Source organism: Lactobacillus xylocopicola (assembly GCF_033096005.1).
GTDB lineage: Bacteria > Bacillota > Bacilli > Lactobacillales > Lactobacillaceae > Lactobacillus > Lactobacillus xylocopicola.
In genome coordinates this window covers 267,960-287,500 of the sequence record NZ_AP026803.1, presented here as the reverse complement: position 1 = coordinate 287,500, position 19,541 = coordinate 267,960, and the positions used below count along the sequence as shown (strand labels likewise).

The 19,541-nt window shown below is 42.5% G+C and carries 17 protein-coding genes (1 of these 17 only partly in view); 2 read left to right on the top strand and 15 right to left on the bottom strand.

The genetic code is table 11. The annotated features are described in order from the left end of the window. The 4 genes from serS to R8389_RS01375 all read right to left on the bottom strand — a co-directional run. Positions 1-792, bottom strand: the 5' portion of a protein-coding gene (serS, locus tag R8389_RS01390) for a serine--tRNA ligase (protein ID WP_317637735.1). It extends 516 nt beyond the left edge of the window; 792 of the gene's 1,308 nt are visible here — the first part of the coding sequence; its start codon is at positions 790-792; the stop codon falls past the left edge of the window. A 230-nt stretch (positions 793-1,022) separates the two neighbouring features. Further along, a complete protein-coding gene (locus tag R8389_RS01385; protein ID WP_317637734.1) occupies positions 1,023-1,565 on the bottom strand; it encodes a GNAT family N-acetyltransferase in 543 nt (180 codons plus the stop codon). Further along, on the bottom strand, positions 1,565-2,170 hold the full coding sequence (locus R8389_RS01380) for a TVP38/TMEM64 family protein (RefSeq protein WP_317637733.1): 606 nt from the start codon (positions 2,168-2,170) through the stop codon (positions 1,565-1,567). Before R8389_RS01380 ends, R8389_RS01385 begins: the two co-directional genes overlap by 1 nt. A 166-nt stretch (positions 2,171-2,336) precedes the next feature. Next, positions 2,337-2,555: an HAD-IA family hydrolase gene (locus tag R8389_RS01375; protein WP_317637732.1), complete on the bottom strand. Its 219-nt coding sequence runs from the start codon at positions 2,553-2,555 to the stop codon at positions 2,337-2,339. Between the two features lie 674 nt (positions 2,556-3,229). On the opposite strand from R8389_RS01375, the gene R8389_RS01370 reads away from it, so the two are divergent. After that, a complete protein-coding gene (locus R8389_RS01370; protein ID WP_317637731.1) occupies positions 3,230-4,009 on the top strand; it encodes an alpha/beta hydrolase in 780 nt (259 codons plus the stop codon). A gap of 151 nt (positions 4,010-4,160) precedes the next feature. Further along, positions 4,161-5,537: an NAD-dependent succinate-semialdehyde dehydrogenase gene (locus tag R8389_RS01365; RefSeq protein ID WP_317637730.1), complete on the top strand. Its 1,377-nt coding sequence runs from the start codon at positions 4,161-4,163 to the stop codon at positions 5,535-5,537. A gap of 142 nt (positions 5,538-5,679) precedes the next feature. Here the strand turns inward: R8389_RS01365 and R8389_RS01360 are convergent, their stop codons facing one another. The 11 genes from R8389_RS01360 to R8389_RS01310 all read right to left on the bottom strand — a co-directional run bounded on the left by R8389_RS01360 (position 5,680) and on the right by R8389_RS01310 (position 19,384). Next, a complete protein-coding gene (locus tag R8389_RS01360; protein ID WP_317637729.1) occupies positions 5,680-6,684 on the bottom strand; it encodes a zinc ribbon domain-containing protein in 1,005 nt (334 codons plus the stop codon). A 172-nt stretch (positions 6,685-6,856) separates the two neighbouring features. Beyond that, the gene (locus tag R8389_RS01355) at positions 6,857-9,715 is read right to left on the bottom strand and encodes an MMPL family transporter (RefSeq protein WP_317637728.1); all 2,859 of its coding nucleotides are present in this window, start codon (positions 9,713-9,715) and stop codon (positions 6,857-6,859) included. A gap of 14 nt (positions 9,716-9,729) precedes the next feature. Beyond that, positions 9,730-10,293 (bottom strand): TetR/AcrR family transcriptional regulator, encoded by a 564-nt coding sequence (locus R8389_RS01350; RefSeq protein WP_317637727.1) that lies wholly within the window; start codon positions 10,291-10,293, stop codon positions 9,730-9,732. 148 nt (positions 10,294-10,441) lie between these two features. Then, the gene (locus R8389_RS01345) at positions 10,442-11,359 is read right to left on the bottom strand and encodes a serine hydrolase (protein WP_317637726.1); all 918 of its coding nucleotides are present in this window, start codon (positions 11,357-11,359) and stop codon (positions 10,442-10,444) included. A 14-nt stretch (positions 11,360-11,373) separates the two neighbouring features. Then, positions 11,374-12,291 carry a magnesium transporter CorA family protein gene (locus R8389_RS01340; RefSeq protein ID WP_317637725.1) on the bottom strand — a complete coding sequence of 306 codons (918 nt, stop codon included), beginning with the start codon at positions 12,289-12,291 and terminating at the stop codon, positions 11,374-11,376. Between the two features lie 130 nt (positions 12,292-12,421). After that, positions 12,422-13,717: an extracellular solute-binding protein gene (locus R8389_RS01335; RefSeq protein ID WP_317637724.1), complete on the bottom strand. Its 1,296-nt coding sequence runs from the start codon at positions 13,715-13,717 to the stop codon at positions 12,422-12,424. 262 nt (positions 13,718-13,979) lie between these two features. Next, positions 13,980-15,281 carry an extracellular solute-binding protein gene (locus R8389_RS01330; protein WP_317637723.1) on the bottom strand — a complete coding sequence of 434 codons (1,302 nt, stop codon included), beginning with the start codon at positions 15,279-15,281 and terminating at the stop codon, positions 13,980-13,982. Between the two features lie 50 nt (positions 15,282-15,331). Continuing rightward, positions 15,332-16,624, bottom strand: coding sequence for an MBL fold metallo-hydrolase (locus R8389_RS01325; RefSeq protein WP_317637722.1), 1,293 nt, complete (start codon positions 16,622-16,624; stop codon positions 15,332-15,334). After that, on the bottom strand, positions 16,608-17,432 hold the full coding sequence (locus R8389_RS01320; RefSeq protein WP_317637720.1) for a carbohydrate ABC transporter permease: 825 nt from the start codon (positions 17,430-17,432) through the stop codon (positions 16,608-16,610). The genes R8389_RS01325 and R8389_RS01320 overlap by 17 nt, the downstream gene beginning before the upstream one ends. Further along, positions 17,433-18,299 carry a carbohydrate ABC transporter permease gene (locus R8389_RS01315; RefSeq protein ID WP_317637719.1) on the bottom strand — a complete coding sequence of 289 codons (867 nt, stop codon included), beginning with the start codon at positions 18,297-18,299 and terminating at the stop codon, positions 17,433-17,435. Next, a complete protein-coding gene (locus R8389_RS01310; protein ID WP_317637718.1) occupies positions 18,299-19,384 on the bottom strand; it encodes an ABC transporter ATP-binding protein in 1,086 nt (361 codons plus the stop codon). The genes R8389_RS01315 and R8389_RS01310 overlap by 1 nt, the downstream gene beginning before the upstream one ends. Positions 19,385-19,541: the final 157 nt, after the last annotated feature.

Sequence of the window (19,541 nt, the reverse complement as noted above, 5' to 3'; positions counted from 1 at the left end):
TGAAAGCGCAGTTACGCTAATTGGCAGTTTACCATCGTGAATAATTTCATTTCTGAAATAGTTAACCAGCGGTACCTCAGCAGTTGGGATTAGGGTTAGGTCTCGCGGCTGATCCGGATTATCATTGTCAACAATCGTATAAACATCCTCACGGAATTTTGGGAATTGGCCCGTTCCTTGCATCGATTCATCGTTGACTAAATATGGCGGAATTATTTCAGTATAACCAGCTTTCGTATTTTCATCTAAGAAAAAGTTAAAGACCGCCCGTTCAAGCAGGGCTCCCGCACCTTTGTAATAAACAAAACGCGCACCGGAAGCCTTAGCACCACGATCCCAGTCTAGAATATCTAAGTCGGTACCTATGTCCCAGTGAGCTTTCGGTTCAAAAGCGAGCTTAGCTGGTTCATGCCAACTGCGAACTTTCTGGTTATAACTTTCATCTGGACCAACCGGCGCCGAATCAGCCGGAAAATTCGGCAGTCTAAGGATGATATCGTTCTGCTTGTTGGTTAATTCATTAACCTGATCATCCAAATCTTTAATTTGAGTTCCGACTTCACGCATTTCTGTGATGGCATGCCCAGCATCTTCTTGGTTGCGTTTAGCTGCTGCAATTTGCTTAGAGACCTGATTCCGCTGAGCTTTGAGCTCTTCACTGCGCTTCAAACCTGCGCGTCGCTCTTGGTCAATCTTGATTAATTCATCTAGTTCCTCTGGCTTAATCCCACGCGTAGCCAGCTTCTCCTTGGCCCACGGCAAATTTTCGCGAATTACTTTAATATCTAACATTTTGCTCCTCCATATTAAAAATAATCAAAAAGCCAATTCATCCCTAAAATTGGGACGAATTGGCTCATACATGACTTCGCGGTACCACCCAGCTTCAACTGCCTACGACAGTTGCACTCATTATGGCGATAACGGAGCCGCAATCCGTGCAACTATTAATTGCCCACTTAATGGAACCTGGAAACGGCTTCTACTCACTTGCACCACCACGTGAGCTCTCTAAAACAGCCTTAGGATTCCGTGTTTAAGTTTATTTTAAGCCATTCTTCTTTTTTAAGCAAATAGTATTTTTCTTCATAAGCAAACAGGCGGCTGATCATGCCCAAATCAACTGAGTACATATATTGGAAGCCCAGGCGTCGGAGTAAGTGTTGCGAACGCTGATTCTGCTTAAAAGTACCTGCCCAAATCTCCTCTTGTCCTAACTGCTTAAAGGCGTATTCAAACAAGGATTTTAACGCTTCAGTCATATAACCTTGCCCAGAAAACTCTTTGTCTAACAAAAAGCCGACTTCCTTGGTCTTTAGTAGTTCACGCTCATCCGTTCCCCGCTCATACAGTTCAACCAGACCAATCAGCTGCTGGTTTTCGGTTAGACAAACCGCATAGCTATACTTGCGCGCAGCATATTGTCCGGCCGCCGTTTCAGCAGCAGCCAAGTTATGGTACTGCCTAAATCCCGCCAGATGTTGATAATACTTATCTTGTCCCCACTTTAACAACGTCGGGGCATCTGCCAACTTAAATGAACGTAAATAAATGCGTCCGGCCATCACTTACCGACCAGCTTAACCAACCAGTCCATCCCAAAGGTCAAAGCAATACTATAGGCTGCGATTGTCCATGGCTTACCCAACATGATGATCCAAAAGTAGGTCCAAAACTTCATGTCGGTCAGACCAGCCAATAAACAGAGAACATCATCAGGGGCCATTGGCGCTATGATACAAATGGCAAAAAACCAGTTAAACTTGCGTTGATTCTCCGTCCACTTCATGTACTTGTCTAATGTTCGCTCAGAAACAATATGCAAAATAAAAGGACGGCCATAAAATCTGGCCAGGAAAAAATTGATAATTGAGCCAATACAAATACCAACGTAGTTATAAATAAAGCCAGCGACTGGGCCGAAAAAAATAACCCCGCCTAAAAGTGATACGCCTCCCGGAATGATAGGGATAACTACTTGAATAATTTGAATTAAGACAAAGATCAGTGGACCAATAATTCGTTTATCCGCCAAGTACGCTTTCATTTTTGCTTGATCAGTAAAAACGCCTAAGCGATACCAATAGATGCATAATAAGATGATGATAATTCCGCTGACCACGGTCAAAATATTGATTAATCTTCGACTAGCTTTAGCTGACAGATGCATAGTTTACCTCCAATGTTATGCTCCATTTTACCAAAAAATTAGTTAGATGATTACTTTTTCAACTATTCTGCAGCTAAATAATGAAATTTCACAGTGATAATCGGCATTAAAAAGAGGGCTTTAATGCCTGTCCCCTTTTCACCAGTATTATAAACTTGCAGCTTGCTTAACGTATTTGAGCACTTCTAACATATTCTTTGCACACATCGGCATTAGATTGGTCTATCTTCATCCGGGTCTCTTGATACGCAATGGTTTTTATCCCAGCATTTTTAGCAGCAGCAATGCCGTAATAAGAATCTTCTACGGCGAGGCACTCAGCAGCAGCTAGGTGTAACTCGGTTAAGGTTTTAAAATAAATCTCCGGGTTGGGTTTACTTTGCAATAAAGCTTCCCCGCTGTTAATCACATCAAAATATGCTTATATCTGACAAGCTTCTAAAACTTCTAAAATATGTTCTCGTGTTGATGAAGATGCAACGGCTAACGATAAGTTATGCTCTTTAGCGTATTCTAAAATAAGTAAGAGATCCTTTCTAAACAGGCTTTGATAGTCAATATTCTGGTATTGCTTTTCAGAAAAGCAATTAAATTCACGTTCAACTTCTCTAATAGACAATTTATCGTTTAAAAATTTTTGCAGGAGGGTATATAAATCATTATAGGATTTTCCCACTAATTGTAAAAAATCTGCTTCAGAGAAATTATGATTTGGGTTAAACGTAGCGATAAACTCTTTTTGAATTTGAAAATCATGCTATTCGGTATCTACGATAACCCCGTCCATGTCAAATATTATTCCTTTTAGATTAATGGTCACTCCGTTCATTTGTTTTCCTCCGCGTTAGTTAGAACGCTTTCATCATTTAATTCAGTATAGCTAATAATCAGCCCAGTTTAAAAATCAATCTTTCAGCCGGTACGACTTACTTCCGACTGAAAGCGCGCACCAGTCTCTAAACAGCCAATGAGCTAAAATTTATCTTTATTAGCAAAGTGAAGACCAGTTGATTTTAACGTATAATGTGACTATAGCTATACTTATTGGAGGTAAAATAGATGATTAAAATTAGTAATGCCATTATTTATGATGAACAACGGCAGCTAGCTGTTGACGTTTACGCACCCGCCCAAGCAACAGGTAAGATCTTGCTTTTTTGGCATGGTGGTGGCTGGATTCGCGGCGATAAAAGCAACCTAACCGACTTATGCACTAGCTGCGCTGAACAAGGCTTGACGGTTTTTGCCCCTAATTATCGGCTTGCACCTGAAAACCTCTTTCCGGCTGCCCACCAAGATAGTGTTAACTTTGTCGAATGGTTACTTCAAAGTGACTACCTCAAGCAAAATTCAACTAGCCCATCCGCCATCATACAAATTGGTGCCAGCAGCGGCGGCGTATTGGCGCTCTACCTGGCTGGTCGGTATGGTTTCCCAACCGTTACCTGGTCTGCACCGGTCAATTATTCTAGCTGGATCAAGGACCACCAAGAAGTCAAGGCTGCAGTTGATGCCCAAAGCGAACTAGGTCTGACCGATCCACGCGCAATCAGCGATTCTTTTTACAAGTACTTTACCCTCACTTATATTGGGGCAAACAACCAGCAAAGATTACCAGAACTTGATGCTAAAGCTTATAACTATCAAAATTTACACCGGCTAATGATGATTAATTCCACCAATGAATTATCTCCTACTGACTACCTGCTCGATTTTATTAATATGCTTGCCCAAAAGGATCATGGAGTTGACCTCAAACTGCTACCAGGAACTCGTCATGCAATGGCCTATGCAGATGAGTATCTCAATGAATCAGTGGCTTATTTAACCCAAAAGTGAAGTTAGTCGCCAGATTGTGCTGACCACTTTTTTACTTATTAATAATTAGTAAAAACTGTGCTAATGCATAACAACTTTTGTGAAAACGTTTTATAATGAGTAATGTCCACTTATCAATTGCAAATTGCAAAATATTTTAAGGAGATCCATTATGGCTAAATATCAATCGATTAATCCATTTACAAACGAAAACTTTGCCAATTATGAGAATTCAACCAATGCCCAAATTGAAGATGCTATCAGTCTTGCCCACGCACTCTATCAAAAATGGCGTCACGAAAGTCCCTCAGGCCGCAGTAAGACCCTGCGTCAAATAGCTGCCGAACTGCGTCAGCAGAAGGAGGAGATGGCAGAAATAATGACCCGTGAAATGGGCAAAGTGATTGAAGAATCACGCGGTGAAGTTGACCTGTGTGCTTCAATTTGTGACTATTACGCAGACAAGGGGCCAGACATGTTGAAGCCGCAGCCCATTGACTCACAACTAGGCAAGGCATACTACTTGAAACAAGCAACTGGCGTAATTATGGCCTGTGAACCGTGGAACTTCCCTCTTTACCAAGTTATTAGAGTCTTTGCACCCAACTTTATCGTTGGCAACCCGGTTCTGCTCAAGCATGCTCACAACGTTCCTGGTTCAGCTGAATTAATTACCAAAATTGTTAAACAGGCGGGCGCACCAGAAGGTAGTTTAATTAACCTCTTCCCTACTTATGACCAATTGGACACCATTATTGCTGATTCCCGTATTCAGGGTGTTGCCTTAACTGGTTCGGAACGCGGGGGTGCCTCCGTTGCCGAAAACGCTGGTAAAAACCTCAAAAAATCAACTATGGAACTCGGCGGTAATGATGCCTTTATTATCCTGGATGATGTTGATCCGGCTGTTTTAAAGCAAGCGCTCAGCTCGGCAAGAACTTACAATGCTGGGCAGGTATGTACCTCATCCAAACGAATGATTGTCGCCAAGTCAAAATACCAGGAAGTTCTTAAAGAATTAAAGGCGGTCTTTGCAAGTCTTAAACCGGGGGACCCCCTCGATCCTAAGACGACCTTGGCCCCAATGAACTCAGCTGGTGCCAAAGAAAAGCTAACCCAGCAAGTGCAAGCCGCAATCGCTGGTGGAGCAAAAGTTTTTTACGAATATCCAGAAATTGATTCAGCTGGCGCCTTTTTCCGCCCAATCATCCTGACTAATGTCGATCGCGATAATCCTGCCTTTGACCAGGAATTCTTTGGACCCGTCGCAATTGTCTATGAAGTTGAGGACGAGGAAGAAGCCATTGCCCTGGCCAATGATTCTAGTTATGGCCTCGGTTCCTCCGTGCTAAGTTCCGATATTGAACGTGCTCGCAACGTAGCTGCGCAAATAGAAACGGGCATGACCGTAATTAATGGTACTTGGATTAGCTCCGGCGAATTACCTTTTGGTGGCGTCAAAAAATCCGGTTATGGTCGCGAGTTAAGCGAACTAGGCATGATGGCCTTTGTCAATGAGCACCTGGTAATTGACATGCAAAGTAAGTAAAGCTTACCAAAAGAGCCTGAAAAGAAATCTAATCTAACCAAAAAGACTGACAAATCACGTTAACAAACGTCGATTTGTCAGTCTTTTTAAATTGTAAAATTTTTTAGTTTGGCTTAAAGCGGACTTTTGCTCAGACCCTATTTTATTTCTTCTTGCTGATTAGACTGTAACCAGACAGTGCAGTCGTCATGATACTCGACAAAATCAAAAAGTAAGTCGAAGCTCCAATTGAGACTGCATATACCAGTAGTTCACTCGTAATCCTGTGCAAAAATCCAGTATTGGACAGCGAATTGTTTGACAGCCTTAAGAGTAAGTAAATCAGAAACCCTGTTTCAATTACTGATAACAGAAAGGCAATAATCTGGCCCTTTCTAGTACTGCGCAAAGTATGGTAAACAATCAAAATCGGAATGCAGACCAATAATAACCAGATGAGACAGAGTAAAATGCCGGACAGCAGAGTTGTACTTGATGAAAAAAGATGGCCCGCCAAGCTGAAGGTAACCCGCGTGATCGACATTTTACCACTATAAGTAACATCAGAGACTGATGCACCAGAGCCGGCAAACAACACAATCAGATTGATCACTGCCAGCAGTACCACCAGCAATTGCACATAGCCGAAGTGTTTTTTGGTTACTGCCGTTTCCGTCACTTGTTGTTGCAGCCGGCCACCAGTCTTCCCCCTTGACTTCGCCTTTTGACTTGATTCCTCAACGTTATTAAACATATTCGAGCCGAGCTGATTAACTCTTTCAGTCAACCGTTCGTCCGCGGTATAGCGCTCGATTTTATCAGCACGGGCACAGACCAGATATAACCAGACCAGCAAAGCAAAGAAGCCAATCCAGCCAATGCTACGCGAAAAGCTCATCACGATCAAGAGAAAAACACCTAGTAACAGTACAATCATACTGTTGGCTCGGGTCCACTCCAGCATCCTTTGTACTACTAAGTTCTGTTTTTTGGGAACGAATTCCTGCCGGTAAGCCTGGCGGCTAGTAGCCCTTGAACCAGCTTTTCCGGCCTCTGTTGCTTGGTCATTAAAGAACGCATCACGATATTTTTGTAAATTAAACTGGCATTTCGGACAAAGCTTGTCTGTCTCTGAAACAGCTTGGCCGCAATTTGGACAAGTAGTCATAATAATCCTTCCTTTGCTGCTATTAAAACTTGGTAAGTTAATCATAAATCAAAAATCAGCATAAAGACAATTTCTTTGCGATTATTTTTACTTTCTGAACCTTTTAATTGATAGCAAAAAAGATTGAAAATACGCTAAAGTGCGCCTTTCAATCTTTTTTAGTAGGTTAGTCTTATTTACGCTTGCGCTTGCCCCAATGCACACCCTCGTAAGTCAGTTTAACCGCTGCCGACAGGGTAATTGGCATGATGAAGACCAGAATAACCAGGCCGATAATCACGGCTAAGGCAACCTCAATCAAAGTTGGAATACCGGATGGAATTAAGGCAGCAAAGGTACCACCGAGGATAACTGCCGCCGAAACTACCACTGTTCCGATAATACCACATGCTTTCAGCATCCGCTCACTCGGTTTACCACCATCAATATCGCGATAACGCGTCATCAAGAAGATACTGTAGTCAACTCCTAGGGCAATTAACATGATAAAACTGAAGAATGGCGTATTCCAAGTCAACAGGTCTTTACCCATGATTGCTTTAACTATCCATTCACTAATTGACAGTGAGCAGAAGTAAGCAATCAGTAATGTTCCCAAAATGTACAGTGGTTGCAGCAATGACCGGGTAACGAAGATCAGCGCGATGCCAATCCCAATTAACATAATAGCGGCAGTTCTAAGAAAGTCTTTATTGGCCACGTCTTTGACGTCTGCAATCTTAGCACTTTGACCACCCATGGCCACCGTTGACTTTTCAAGTCTAGTACCTTCAAAAGTCTTTTTGGCCGTTAAACTAAGCGCTTGCGCCTTTTTTGTTGCTTCAGTGTTACTTGGATTCGAATCAAAAACAATGATCAACATGGCCGACTTCTTGTCAGGACTAAGGTAATTAGCAACTGATTTTTGGAACGTATCATTTTTGATAAATTCTTTGGGAATATAAAAAGTATTAGCAGCGGTAGAACTGGCTAAGCCCGTCAAGTATGCGGCACCTTGTCCCAAACCACTATTGATACTATCCACACCGGAAGTAATCTTAGGCATGTTGCTGGCCAATTGGCCCGCACCCGCGGTAAGTTGGCCCACACTAGAATTCAGCTGACCAATACCGCCATTTAAGGTGCTGGCACCGGAGTTTAGCTGACCAGAAGCCGAGGCTAACCGGCCCACACCTGACTGTAGTTGACCCATTTGTCCAGAAGCGTTAGGCATTGACGATGAGCTCTGCTGCCATGCTTTTTCCAAAGCAGCACCAGCAGCTTGCATTGCCGCCATCTTTTGTTGTGGAGTTAGGCCTGGCAGACTGCCAATGCTCTTAGACAGATTATCTTTGTAACTCTTTTCTAAAGTAGCCTTGGTGTTCTGCTGCTGACCAGCCATTCCTTGCGCACTAGCACTTAGCTGGGAATTCAACTGGTTTAGCCCGTTAGCCAACTGCGAAGTACCACTTTGGAGGCGTCCGGCACCACCTTGCAGTTGACTCGTACCACCTTGCAGCTGACTGCTTCCACTAGACAGGGCAGTTGCACCACTGGCTAATTTCTTGCTTGCCTTACTCAACTTATTCAGACCGGCACGGGCCTGATCGACGCCTTGGTTAACCGTATTCAATTGGTTCTTGACATACAATTGCTGGATACTTTCACCGTATGGTTGGGTAACCGAAGTTACAAAAGAAACATCTTTTGAACCTTGAAGTTGCTTGGTCAACTGATCGATTAATTTTAGGTCAGCTTCATTATCAAGACGGTGGTCACTCTTAATGTAAAGGGTGGACGGCTCCGCCATACCCTTGGAGAAGTTCTTTTCAACAACCAGCATCCCCGCCTTGGCTGGAACATTATTATCGATTTCATCAGTATCGTCATAATTTAGATGACCAGAATACATCAAGCCGAAGGGAATCACCACAACTGCCAAAACCAATAAATAGATTATCGGGTGAGCCATGGTACCTTTAGAAATGCCATGCCATAGCTTATCTTCATGCTCACCACCGAATTTCTTTACTGGCCAAAACATCTTTTCGCCCAAGACAGCCATAAAAAACGGATTGAGAGTTAACAGAACAACCAATAAAATTGCCACTCCGACGGCCACTCCAACCGCTGAGCGATAGATTGAGAAATTGGCCAAACTAAGGGCTGAAAAACCAATTAAAATCGATGAACCCGAATACAGAATGGTCTTCCCGGCTACTTTCAGGGCGTCTTTCATGGCCTTATAACGGTCCATGCCAATGCCCAAATTCTCCTTAAATTTATCGTAAAGCAGGATGTTGTAATCTGTACCTATTCCGAATAAGACAATCACAATAAAGACTTGGGTAAAGTTAGAAAACGGGAAGTTTTGGTATTTGACCAGGTTGGTCACAATTGAAAAGGCGGTAATAAAAGATACCCCAACCGTCAAGAGAGAAATTAATGGAACAATTGGTGACTTAAACACAATTACCAAAACAATAAAAATAAAGACAACAGTAATTGCTTCTGTCTTTTTAATTCCTTCTTGGATAGAGTTTGAAAAGGCATTTTGTAAGACATCTGCACCCGTTACATAGGTACGCACACCAGCAGTCTTGACCGCTTTATTCAATTGCGTCTCTACTTCATTAATCGGCGCATGCTTTTTGGCCACATTTAATTGCATGACCCAGGTAGTATTATTTTTGGACTGCAACTTCTTGCGGGTAGCAATATTATCATCAGGCGCTAAAACGTCTTTGATGCCGTACTCATCCCGGTCATTTTTCAGTTTAGCAACAGTTTGATTAATGGCACGTTTATCATCAGCCGTTAACTTACCGCTTTTTTTATTGAAAACAACTGCAATTTCATAGGTGTTCTTTTTCTTAGGACCCCAGTCATTTTGAATTGTTTGGGCGACTTCACTTTGAACGTTTGCAGGCAAGGAAACATTCGAGTGCTCCCGTGTTAATCCCGTGACATCTGGTAAAGCCACAACCGAAATAATTAAAATCAAAACCCATGCAATTAATGAAAAAATATGGTTTTTAAATAATTTTTGCACAATGATTTTCCTCTCTAATCTTGCAAAATACTTTTAGGTAGAACTAATTGTAAAATCATTTCATGATAACCCTCATTAGCTTTCGCACTGGTCTCATCAGCAAAGGATGAGGACACATCCAAGAAAACATAACCTAGAACTGCACCAATCAGGGAATGAAGCGAAACTGTGCTGTTATCGCGTAGGTTTAGTTTATCGGCCAACGCAATTATGTTTAGGATTTCTTGTGTAATCGCGTCCTCTTGCTGATATTCATTAAGATGGTACAGAATGCTAATCAAGGCGGGATCGTCCAAGATAAAGTCTCGCACGATATCCGCAAACTTGAGAATTGCTTCCTTGCCCGAAAGCCCCATCAAATTATCAACTAGTTTTTGCTTTAAGATATTAATTCTACTTGCGCCAACCAGCGACAATAACTGTTTACGACCAGAAACATAATGATAAAGCGACTGGGAACGAACATTTAGCTCTTTTGCCAAAGTGGGCAAAGTGGTGGCAGAAAGACCCTTTTGTCCAATTAGTTCCGTTGCTTTTTCAATTACCTTATCTAAATCGAGGCTCCTTTTTTTAACCAATTGCACCCCTCCTTTTGACAACATAATGTACAATATAACACTACACTTTGAAGAATACAATCTACAACATGTAAATTATTTTAATTTATTTAAAAAGCCAAAGTTACCAAGACTTTGACTTTGACTAATCAGCTTATATTTACTTACTTTAAAAAAACTGCTTAATGGTTTCACCAAGCTTCGTGAATTTTTGGTCATTTTCACTCCACACGCTCACACAATATACCCGCCCGTGAGTTTCAACCAGTGCAAGATTAGCCTTACTGTCACCAATAGCATAAATAGTACCCGCGCTAGTATGAACGACTTTCGGTCTATTTTTTGCTTGATTCAATTGACCCAGCGCTAAACTAGCATACTGCCGCTTCAAGGTCTTATTCTGATACAGGTTGATCAAAACGCGGCCCAAATCTGCTGCAGTCGTTGTAGCTAGCGGACTAGCGGTGTATTTAGTCGCAAACTTGGTGTCACTTGCCCCCATCTTCTTAGCAACCTGGTCAACATTAGTTGGCTTAACTTGGTCCAAGAGCACATTACCGGCTGTCTGACTGCCTTGCATCATCGACTGCCTGATAAAGGTTAATGCATAAGCAATCCCCGGCTGCAAGACTTTATCACCTTTTACGGCTTCCGCCTTTTTAACTTTGACTGCTGCCTTACCGGCCAGCTTACCCTCTTGTTCCTGGTAATAACTAGCCGCAAGCAAAAAAATTCGACTGCTTGCGCCAACACCGTGAGCCTTGACTGAATTAGCCACGCGCGCATATTTGCCATTGTTTAAGTCCTGCACACTAACCTGATAGCTGCGGTCTTTGCCCATTACTTTTTCAATCTTTTTGGCCCAAACCTGCTCACTGCCCGCCTCAACTTTGATTTGGTTGGGATATTCAACCTCAGGAACCTTAAGTTCGTGCTTTTTCTTTGCCTTACTATCCGGCAAAACTTCTTTTTTATTTTGCCCAACAATTTCTAAGTTGGTATGCTCAACCCGGCGCAAATTAGCTGCGTACAGCATAAAAGCCAGCAGGGTCGTCACAATTGAACCAATGAGCACTTTGTTTTTCATAAATCAACCTCAACTTAAAAGAAATGGTGTCGTTTCATCAAGATAATTAACCAACCCATTAAAAAAATCATCGCCACCGTGATCGTAATCCAGTCTGAAGAACTATGTCCAACTGGTAAGCTAACATTCATGCCGTAAAAACCAGTTAAAATAGTTGGAATGGTCAAAACTAGTGACCACACCGTCAAAAATTTCATCGTATCGTTCAGGTTGTTGTTCATCATATTGTTGGACGTAGCTGATAATGTCTGCGTTACTTGCTGGGAAATTTTAACCATTTCAGCTGACTGGTTTGCCTCAATTAAGACATCGTCAAGTCGTTCATGTGCCTGCTTGGTAAAGTCTAATTCAGATATCTTCAAGCTATGCAGCATCATCAGATTGGTCTGGATTGAACTTGCTAGATAAACCAACCCTTTTTCAATGTTAGATAGCTTGACCAAGTCCTTGTTATTGATATTATCAGATAGTTTTTGATCTAACTTGTTACGTTCAACATCGAGCTGCATGACCGCCCGCTGAAAGTACTGCGACGAAAATAATAAAAACTTTATCAATAGTTCAGTCACATCCTGCGAAGCGGAAAGCTTTTCCCGCATGGCACGATCGTTGAATTCGTCAAAAACATAGCTGGTGGACTCATTATGGAAGGTGAAAATATCTTCACCCGAAACCAAAAAGGTAACTGGTTGGGCGGTGAAGTGCATGATTGCGGTAGTAGGCCAAATTGGCACATCATAAACCAGCAGGTGGATATGGGTGTTCGTATCGTAGTCGTAGTGCGGGCGTTCATGACGGTCAGAAATATAAGAGATCATGTCAGGCGTAAAGTTAAATTCCGCTTGTAACTTTGCACTGTCTTCCTCACTCAAGTTGCTAATGTCATACCACCGATAATTGGTTTCCACCAAAAATTTTTGTTCTTTAATCACTCGGTCCACCCCTATTTACTTACTTTAGCTGGTCTTAAGAGCCAGTTTTAGTACTGCTATTATCTTACCATGCAAGCGGAAAACGACAAACAAAAAGCAGGCTCAAGCCCACTTTTTAACCTAACCAGGTTTACTGCTGCCAGGCAGCATCGAACTTGCTCTGACCGGTCAAAATCGCCTGGTCAACGTTGCGCTGCTTTTGGGCAGCCGCCAAGATGGATTGCATAATTGGCGTTAGCTGACTAAAGGTCGCATTCGAATTTTTGGTTACCGGTACACTGTACAAGGAATTAGTAGCCAAAACTGTTTCCAGCTGAGCTGGCAGTTTGAGCTGCTTGTTAGCCTTGTAGGCAGCAGCGGCAGCCGCTTTTTCACTGACCGGGAGATAGCCTGTCTTTTGGGCCCACTTAAGCTGACTACCTTTACTAGTAAGATATTTCATTAATTTAAAAGCAGCCGCCTTTTGCATTGCACTAGCATTATTAAACAGATAGAGATCCGTCCCTTGCTGCATCGTATACTTACCCGGACGTGCCGCTACTTGATAGTTAAAGCCTGGCTTAGCGGCTTGCTTAATCCACGTTTCAGTTGATGAAGAGGTAAGAAACATGGCCAGCTTTTGGTTGGTAAACGGAATATAGAGATACTTATCTGAGCCTGGCATCCTAAAGTAACCAGCTTTTTCACCTTCAGCAAAATAATTGATGACTTGCCGCGACTGGGAACCCTTAAAATCAATCTTACTTGAAAAGTTTTGGCCTTGATTCTTCATGCCCAACACATAGTAGTTGTTCAAGTTATCAAAGCCTGCTCCAACAACCTGCTGCTTACTCTTTTTATAGATAGTTTGAGCTGCCTGCTTTAATTCAGCCATCGTTGCTGGCACTTTCTGTATGCCATATCGCTTAAGCAGGGTTGGATTATAGATCAAAACTTCGATTGACTTGTTAAATGGCATGCCGTACTGCTTGCCGTTAATCTTGGCGCTGTCCAACATATCCTGTTTAATGCCCACTGAATGCTTACCCCAACCGACTGCCTTATTTCTCATATAGGGCTTTAAATCAACCAACAGCTGATTCTTAGCTGCACTCTGCAGCCAACCCGGATATGCCTGAGTGAGAGTTGGTAAATTCTTGGGTGATTGCATAGTTGAATTAAGTTTCGCCTGCAAGTCATCATAGTTACCCTGCTGTTCTAGCTTAACTTTAATCTGCGGATTTGCTGTTTCAAAATCATGGACTAGCCCTTGGAGTGCCTTTTCCTGCGATCCTTGCATTCCATGCCAAAAGACCACCGTAGTTTTTTGGTTTACCGGCGGAATTTGGTTTGACCTAATGGATGAATCCCGCCTAGAACAGGCTACAGCACCCACTAGTGCAAGACCGATAACGCTCGCGGCGGCAAGTTTTTTACCGAAATTCATAATCTCTTTTATCCTCCAATAGTATTGGTATTACTGGCAATAGCATTTTATATTGTATAGCAGCCCCCAAAATAAGGCAATTAAAATTATGCACAAAATTCGGTTTACCGGTGAATTTCAGCTATTTATAGCTTTAAAGTTCGCTTTTTATGAGCTTTCAAACCTTTACCAATTTTTTTGTTCTAGATTTTATCTTTTTTAGCCAACAAAAAAGCCCATCTTTAAAAGACAGACCTTTTCAAATAAATTTGCTATTTAGTTTTTATTGTTTCCAAGCAGCGTCAAACTTGTTTTTACCCGTATTGATTGCGCCGTTTACATCCTGGTGCTTTTGTGCAGCAGACATAATGGTTTGCATAATTGGGTTGAGTTGACCATAAGCAGCACCAGAATCTTTGATTACCGGAATACTGTACAGGTTCTCCATGGCACTTTCGAGTTTAGCCGGAAGCTTAAGCTTCTTATTATTCTTATACTCAGCCGAATCAGCAGCGGTTTGGTTAACTGGGATATAACCAGTTGCATTAGCCCACTTAAGCTGGCTAGACTTTGAAACTAAGAACTTAATGTAGGTAAAGGCAGCGGCCTTTTGGTCAGCCGTTGCATGTTTAAACATGTAAACGTCAGTCCCTTGTGACATAGTATACTTACCCGGACGTGGGGCAACATCATAAGTAAATCTATTGCCAACACCTTGCTTGACGAAGCCTTCTCCGGCAGAAGTACCAATATACATGGCAACCTTTTGGTTAGCAAAGGGACCTGAAAGGTAATGCTCTGAACCAGCTACTCTGAAGTAGCCGGCCTTAACACCGTCAGCGTAGTAGTTAATAACTTTCTTAGATGTATCACCGGCAAAGTCAATTTTGCTGGAGAAGTTAACACCATTATTCTTCATTCCCAAAACATAGTAGTTGGATAGAGAATCAAAGCCAGCTCCAACAACTTTGTGCTTACTCTTGGTATAGATGATTTCCGCATCCTTTTTTAGCTCATCCATTGTTGCAGGAGCTTTTTTGATGCCATATTTCTTAAACAAATCAGCATTGTAAGTTAGGGATTCAATTGACTTGTTGAATGGAATTCCGTATTGGGTACCCTCAATCTTGGCCCCATTAAGAAGTGCTGGCTTAATATCGGAGCTCTGCTCACTGCCCCAACCAACCTCTTTATTGTTGATATATGGCTTCAAATCAACCAACATCTTATTCTTAGCCGCCGTTGCCAGCCAATCTGGATAAGCTTGGGTGATTGTCGGTAAGTTATTTGGTGACTGCAGAGTTGAATTAATCTTGGCTTGCAGGTCTTGGTATGCGCCTTGGTTTTCCAACTTAACCTTGATTTTCGGGTTTTCTTTTTCAAACTCTTTGGTTAATTCCTTTAAGGTATCTTGTTGAACACCTGTCATCCCATGCCAGAAAACAATATTAGTTTTCTTGGTTACCTTGGCAATCTTCTCCGTATCAGAACTTGAAGAAGAATTTCCACCGTTTGAACAAGCAGCAGTACCGACTAGTGTCAATCCGACAGCAAAGGCTGCAGCAAGCTTTCTACTAAACTTCATTTGGTTAAACCTCCCAAAAATAAAAACTAAACAACAATTTTTTGATTCAATCAAAGCGTAATTGTCTCATTACGCTTTGGTAAAATCCGTTCTCCAAATGGGTTCTCCTCCAGCTCCGGATGCAGTGTGTGCACCGGGATTAGTATCTGTGGCTGAACTTCCCCAATAATCTCTCTGAGCTCTTCTTCGTCAGCATGCCCAGAGCAGCGCAACGCCTTGAACTCGATCCTTTTATTCGCCAAATCTTGCAAAAACGGTTTGTAAGCCGGATCAAAGTCACCTAGCGGCTCAGCGTTAGAGTGCAAATAGAGACCATTTGCCTGCAAATCAGCATAATTACCAACTGCTTGCCAGAGGTACTTGTGATCATCATTTAACAATTCCTCATAAGGAACTGCCAGCTCTGTTTTTAGATCAGCAAATTTTTGCTCCCCTGGCAAGTAATAATACGGATAATCCTTCCCTAACTCCTTGAGCAGGTGAGCCCGCCCAGCGTGTAGCACAACGCGTCGCGGTGAATCCGCAATGATTCGCAAGAGCCGCTCCACGTTAGTCGGATACGTGTTGAAGGTAATCTGTCGTTTGGGATTATCTTTTTGCAATTGTACAATTTCAGCAGTTAGTTCCTGTTCATTCTTAGGGCCAGTGAACTCCTCGCTATCCTCGTCGTGCTTTTCTTCTGGCCAAGAAACACCGGTACCCTCGACAATAAGAGCAGCGCAACCCTTGGCTGCTGCCAAGAACTGGTGCACCCAATCCGGATGATAGCCATGTAGGCGCACATCACCGGTATAGGCAATCACCTTATCAGGTGTCTTGATTAATAGGCCCGTTGCGCCATAAGCATCATGATCACTGGGCCAGATTTCTAGTGTGATATCCCCCACCTCAATTGGCTTGCGGTATTCAGCGGCGATGATCGGTCTCACATAACTTGCCGCATGACCAGCAGCTGGTAGCAGAAAATCCCCTTGCTCATTGAGTGGTGCCATCATTTGGGCAGTAATTGGTCCCGCATAAAGTGGAATCTCAGGCGCTAAAAAATTCATCGCCTTGCTATGGTCTAAGTGAAGATGGGACATATAAGCTGCCGCATGTTCCCAGCGCTCTGTGTCAATTGGTTGACCGGTAAGTTTAGGATCATAAAAATTAGGTACATCTCCGATCAACTGATTTTTGATCAGCGTCTGGTAACTTTCATCTGGCAGTTTGAGTTCTGGACGGTAGACTTCGCCCAGATCGAACAGGACATGTGACTTTCGGTAGGCCACTTCAATCATTGGTCCACCAATTGTAGTCAAGCCATTATAAAAAGTAAGCCTAGTTTTATCCTTTGAGGTCATTGCGCACTACTCCTTTGATAATCTGTTTTCTGAAAATTAAGTACAGAACTAAGATCGGTAAAACCGTCAAGGTTGCAGCTGCTAATTGCAACTGTGTCTCACTGCCGGCATCAGAAGCAAAGGCTGACAGGCCATTATTTAACAGCCGCATTGTATCTTCATTAGTAACTAAAAGCGGCCACAGAAAAGAATTCCAACCAGAAATAAAACTCAACAGGCCCACCGTGAATAGACCGCCCTTGGACATTGGCACCAGAATTTTCCAAATATAATCCCAATCACTGGCACCATCAATCATGGCAGCCTTATAAATCGTACTTGAAATTGAGCCAAAGTAGCTTTGCAAGTAGTACATGTAGAAGATTGACGTCAAAAACGGCAAAACTAAACCCACATAAGTATTGAGTAAACCCATGTGCGCAATTGTATTGTAATTGGTGAAAATAATCGCTTCTCCTGGCACCATCAGCAGCGACAGTAAAACCATCTGGACCAGTCCCTTGCCCTTGAAGCGCAAGTTAACCATTGCAAAAGCACCCAGAAGTGAGTTAAACAAACTAACAATCGTGGTAACGCTAGCCGTCAATACCGTATTGAAGAAGTAACGTGCAAACGGCGCCCGCGCAAAAACTTTGGCATAATTCGACCATTCAAAGTGGTGGGGAATTAGGGTTGGCGGAATTGAAGTCGTCTCCTGAAAGTTCATCAGTCCCCCCAAAATCATGTAAATGAAGGGAAAAACCGTAATAACAGCGAAGATGAACAAGATGACATAACTGAATAAAACACTCAAGCGAATTCGTTTCATTTAATTTTCTCCTATCTTCTTCATCATCTTCCGCTGCAAAAAGGTTGCAAACAGGATAATCAGGAACAAGATGACTGTTGCTGCCATTGCAACACCTGGAGTACCAACAATTTGAAACTTATTGTAAATGTAGAAGACCGCCGTCGTACCTGAATTTCCGACCCCTGCCTGCCCATTAAACAAGGCATAGACTGAAGTATAAATCTTGAAGGCCCCGATAATGTTCATGGTCAGCAAAAAGGCAATTGTTGGCACCAACTCCGGCATCGTTATCCGCCAGAACTTGTCCTTGCCGCTAGCACCGTACATATCTGCAATTGTATAAAAGTTAGGATCAATATTACGCAAGGCACCCATTAAAATAACAATATTGAAGGCTAAAGAAGTCCAGATGCCAAAAATAATGATCGTTGCGAGCGACATCGCGGGATCATCAATCCAGTCAGGGGCCGGCAGGTGGACACTCCTGAGCAAAAAGTTGAGCATCCCGTAGTCGCCATTAAAAATATAACGAAAGACAATTCCGATTGCGATAGTCGACGTTACGTAAGGCATAAAGAAAGTCGTTTCAAAAAGACTCTTGTGTTTGACCTTATCAAAAATTATCCAGGCTAACATAATCGAAATGGCCAAGCCTACTGGAACTGAGATCACTGCGTATAAAATGGTGTTCTTAATCGCGAGCCAAAATTCTGGATCGTTGAAAATATACTTATAATTGTTAAGTTCGGTCCAATTTAAGTCAATTAGTGAGCCTCCTTGAAAACTCATTCCAAAAGCCCGTAAAATCGGATAAATACTAAATAGAGTGACGAAAATGATGGTTGGCGCTAAAAAAAGCCACGCTTTTTTCTGGTTAGTCTTCATTAGTAAACGCGCTCCCCCTCAGGTGTAAAGAGAAATATGCGATTAAGCCGCATTTGGAAGTTAATTTCATCGCCATGTTTAATCGGCGACTCCAGGCTAACCAGCGAACGGGCCTGATTTTGGTCGGAGGTAAACTTCAAAATCCGTTCACGTCCAATTAATTCAATGTCATCAATCGTGGCACGAAGAACACCCTCAGGATCAGGAACAATGTTTTCCGGACGAACTGATAGAATGTAATCGCCATTAGGAATTGCTCGCTTAAAGCGCGCTTGGTCCAAATCAGCCAGCTTAATCGTAAACTGACTCGCCTGCAACTCCTGGTCGGTCTTTTTTACTTTAAAATTGTCAATTACTGGATTACCAACAAAGTTGGCCACAAAGTAATTATTGGGATCAAGGTAAAAGTTTTCACCTAAATCATCCTGTTGGATAACTCCGTCATTAAAGAGGATAATCTTATCCCCGATTGAGAGTGCCTCTTCCTGGTCATGGGTCACAAAGAGCGTTGTAATCCCTACTGTCTTAACCAGAGCCCGAATCTCTTCCCGAATCTTTAGACGCAGCCGGGCATCCAGGTTACTCAGCGGTTCATCCATCAGCAAAATCTGTGGTTCCTGAACCAGAGCCCGGGCAATTGCCACCCGTTGCTGCTGACCTCCTGACAAGTTGCCCGGCTTTTGCTCAGCCAGTTCAGTAATTTGTGTCAGCGACATGTACTTCTCGGCAATCTTCTGCGCATCAGCCTTAGCTTTTTTATTTTTACCGACAATTAGGGGGAACATGACGTTCTGCAGAACTGTCATATGCGGGTACAGGGCATAGTTTTGAAAAACATAGCCAATCTGCCGGTCCTTTGGCGCAACCTCAACTACAGACTTGCCGCCAAATAGAATTTCACCCGACGAGGGATTAAGTAGTCCCGCAATCATGTTCAAGATAGTTGTTTTTCCACAACCCGAGGGACCAAGCAAACAGACAAGATCACCTTTTTTGACAGAGAAGCTAACATTTTTAATGGCTTCGTGGCCATTGTCATAGACTTTTCTGAGCTTCTTTACTTCAACAAATTTGTTGTTATCCATAAACCCCGCACCATTTTTTCTGACTCTAATTTATCACTCTAATTTTATGACAAAATCAGTTTTAATACAACCGTCTTTATCAGGAAAATTCGTACTTTGCTCGAAGCAGTCATACTTTCCAGATTTAAATTGGCCTTTTATGTAAAATTCACTAATT